3 protein-coding genes are annotated in these 2,758 nt (G+C 72.9%); 1 reads left to right on the top strand and 2 read right to left on the bottom strand.

Annotation, left to right across the window (positions count from 1 at the left end):
• Positions 1–710: LacI family DNA-binding transcriptional regulator (locus BZL64_RS18650; RefSeq protein WP_143663203.1), on the bottom strand; the 710-nt coding region annotated here is incomplete at its 3' end.
• A gap of 300 nt (positions 711–1,010) precedes the next feature.
• Here BZL64_RS18650 and BZL64_RS18645 point away from each other — a divergent pair.
• Positions 1,011–1,814, top strand: a complete 804-nt coding sequence (locus tag BZL64_RS18645; RefSeq protein WP_086770331.1) for a VOC family protein — start codon at positions 1,011–1,013, stop codon at positions 1,812–1,814.
• 317 nt (positions 1,815–2,131) lie between these two features.
• Here the strand turns inward: BZL64_RS18645 and BZL64_RS18640 are convergent.
• A partial coding sequence (locus tag BZL64_RS18640; protein ID WP_086770330.1) for a LuxR C-terminal-related transcriptional regulator occupies positions 2,132–2,758 on the bottom strand: 627 nt, incomplete at its 5' end.

The following is a 2,758-nucleotide window of genomic DNA, read 5'->3' as shown; positions in this document are numbered from 1 at the left end:
GCGGCGTCCGGGTCCCGGGCGAGTTCGCGTCCCGCCCGGTACCCGGACGCCGCCGACCAGTCGCCTTCGGTGACCGGCGGTACGTCCCTGCCCCGCGCGGTCAGCGTCGCGTGCCAGCCGTTCAGGCGGTCGCGGGCGGCGAACCACCGTTGCGGACCGGCGAGGTGGTGGACCGTCACATGGCCGAGTTCCAGAAGGTGTTCGGTGGCGGTCCGGGCCATCAGGTCGGCCCCGTCGCCCGCGGTCAGCAGCGTGGGCGCGGCGACCGCCGAGGGGGCGCCGAGGACGAGGACCGGCACGTCGACGCGGAGGGACACATCGCTGTCGGTGCCCTCCTCCTCGTCGATCGGCTCGGAGATGACGATGCCGTCCACGCCCTGGTCGAGGAGCGAGTCCACGGCGCCGGCGATGCCCGCCGGGTCGCCTTCTATGGTGTTGACCACGCGGAGCGCGTAGCCGGTGTCCCGGACGGCCCGCTCGACGCCCATGAGGAGTGAGGCGGGGCCGTAGAGGGCCGTGCCCAGCGTGACCACGCCGATCGAGCGGGTCCGTCCGGAGGCCAGCGCGCGGGCGGCGTTGTTGCGCCGGTATCCGAGCTGTTCGGCGGCTTCGAGGACCCGTCGGCGTACGTCGGCGGAGACGTACTGCTCGTCGTTGAAGACCCGCGACACCGTCTTCTGCGAGACCCCGGCCAGTCGGGCCACGTCCACGCTTCGCGGCGCCGGGGCGCTTTTGCCCCGCCCTGTTCCTCGCGTCATGGTGTGTCTCCCGGTGGCCGCACGATCGAGCCGATGATGTCAGACGCCGACTGGCTGACTGCGTAGTCATGTCTGCGCTGTCATGTCGACGGGGACATGTCTACGCAGTCATGCGGACGTCGTCAAGAGACCGGAACGTATCCGTAACGAGGCGGACGCTCCCGCCCGGCCGCCCAGCGGCCCGGCCGACGCGCGATTGTCAGTGGCCGGTGTCACGCTGAAACGACACCGGATCTGCGAAAGGGAACAGCTGTGATCACCACCGACCCCACCCCCGGCGCCCCCTGTTGGCTCGACCTCGGCGCCCCCGACGTCGCGGCCGCCGCGGCCTTCTACGGCGCGGTGCTCGGCTGGGAGTACGAGGCCATGGGGGGCGAGGGCGAGGAGATGGAAGGCGGGATGTTCAAGAAGGACGGCAAGACCGTCGCCGGGCTCGGCAAGCTGTCCGAGGAGGGCGCCCGATCGGCCTGGATGATCTACTACACCGTCACCGACGCGGACGCCACCACCCAGGCGGTGGAAGGCGCCGGCGGCACGGTCCGGGTGCCCCCGAGGGACCTCGGCGACTGGGGACGGATGGCGCAGTACACCGACCCGTCGGGCGGCCAGTTCGCCGCCTGGCAGCCGGGGCAGGACGTGGGCTTCGAGCTGGCCGACGAGTCGGGCTCACTGTCCTGGACCGAGCTGTACACGAGCGACGCCGCCGCCGCGCGGCAGTTCTACGGCTCCGTCTTCGGCTGGCAGTTCAGCGACATGGAGATGCCGGGCGGCGGGGGTACGTACACCATCATCACGCCGGCCGGGAAGACCGAGGACCGGATGCAGGGCGGCCTGATGCAGCTCGGCAAGGAGGACCTCTCGCTGGCGGACGGGCGGGCGTACTGGCACCCGGTGTTCGCCGTCGACGACTGCGACGCCGCCGTCGCCGCGGTCACCGGGAACGGCGGCAGTGTGCAGATGGGACCGGTGGACGCGGAGGGCGTCGGCCGCCTCGCCGTCTGCCTCGACCGCTCGAAGGCCGATTTCGTGGTGCTCACCCCGTCCCCCCAGAGCTGAGCCGCTCCGCTCGGACGGCAGCGGGAGGCACGGCGGCGCCGCCGGACCCGGTGTGCCCAGAGGGGTGGTGAAGGCGATCCCCGCCGCCCCCGTACTCGTCGGCCGTGCACGGCGACTTGAGGCGTCTGGCGGCGAAGTCGCCTTGGCGTCGCCGGCCGGCCGGCCGGCCAGTCGCCGGACCGGTCGAACCGGACCTATGGCCCGTGCGGCCTGTGCATCCCGTGCCTACGAGGGGAACCCCGGCCGGGTCGACCCCGATGCCGGTCACGTCGTCGTCACTTGGGCCCGCCGCTCGCCGCGGCCCTCGTGGACCGGTGTCAGGCGGCCGGCCGGACCAGGCCGTACTCGTAGGCGAAGGCCACCGCCTGGACGCGGGCGCGGGCGCCGATCTTGGCGAGGATGTGGCTGACGTGGGACTTGACCGTGGTCGGGGCGATGGACAGCCGCGCGGCGATCTCGGCGTTGGACCAGCCGGAGGCGACGGCGACAAGGACGTCGCGCTCGCGCTGGGTCAGGGTGTTCGGGCCGATGTCCCGACCGGGTAGGGGAGAGGTCCCCTGCCGGCGGACGGCGTCGATGAGCGCGCGGGTCAGATCGGGGGTGATGACGGCGTCTCCGGCGGCCACGACGCGGACGGCCGCGATCAGTTCCTCCGGCGTGGCGTCCTCCAGGACGAAGCCGCCCGCTCCCGCGCGCAGGGCCGCGTAGGCGTATCCCTCGTCGTCCACGGGCGTCAGCACCAGCACGCGGGGCGGGGACACGGCCGTCCCCGGGAGGCGGGGAACCTGGGGGAGGAGTGGTGGTCGGACGATGCGGCGGATGGCTTCGACGCCTTCCGGCGCGGACAGGCGGCCGTCCATCAGGACGACGTCGGGACGCAGTGCGGTGCTGAGGCGAACCGCCTCCGCGCCGTTCGCCGCCTCGCCGACGACGGTCAGATCGGG

It is taken from the genome of Streptomyces bobili (genome assembly GCF_002154575.1).
GTDB classification, from domain to species: domain Bacteria; phylum Actinomycetota; class Actinomycetes; order Streptomycetales; family Streptomycetaceae; genus Streptomyces; species Streptomyces bobili.
Note: the sequence above shows the minus strand (reverse complement) of the source record. Positions and strands in the feature narration are given on the sequence as shown.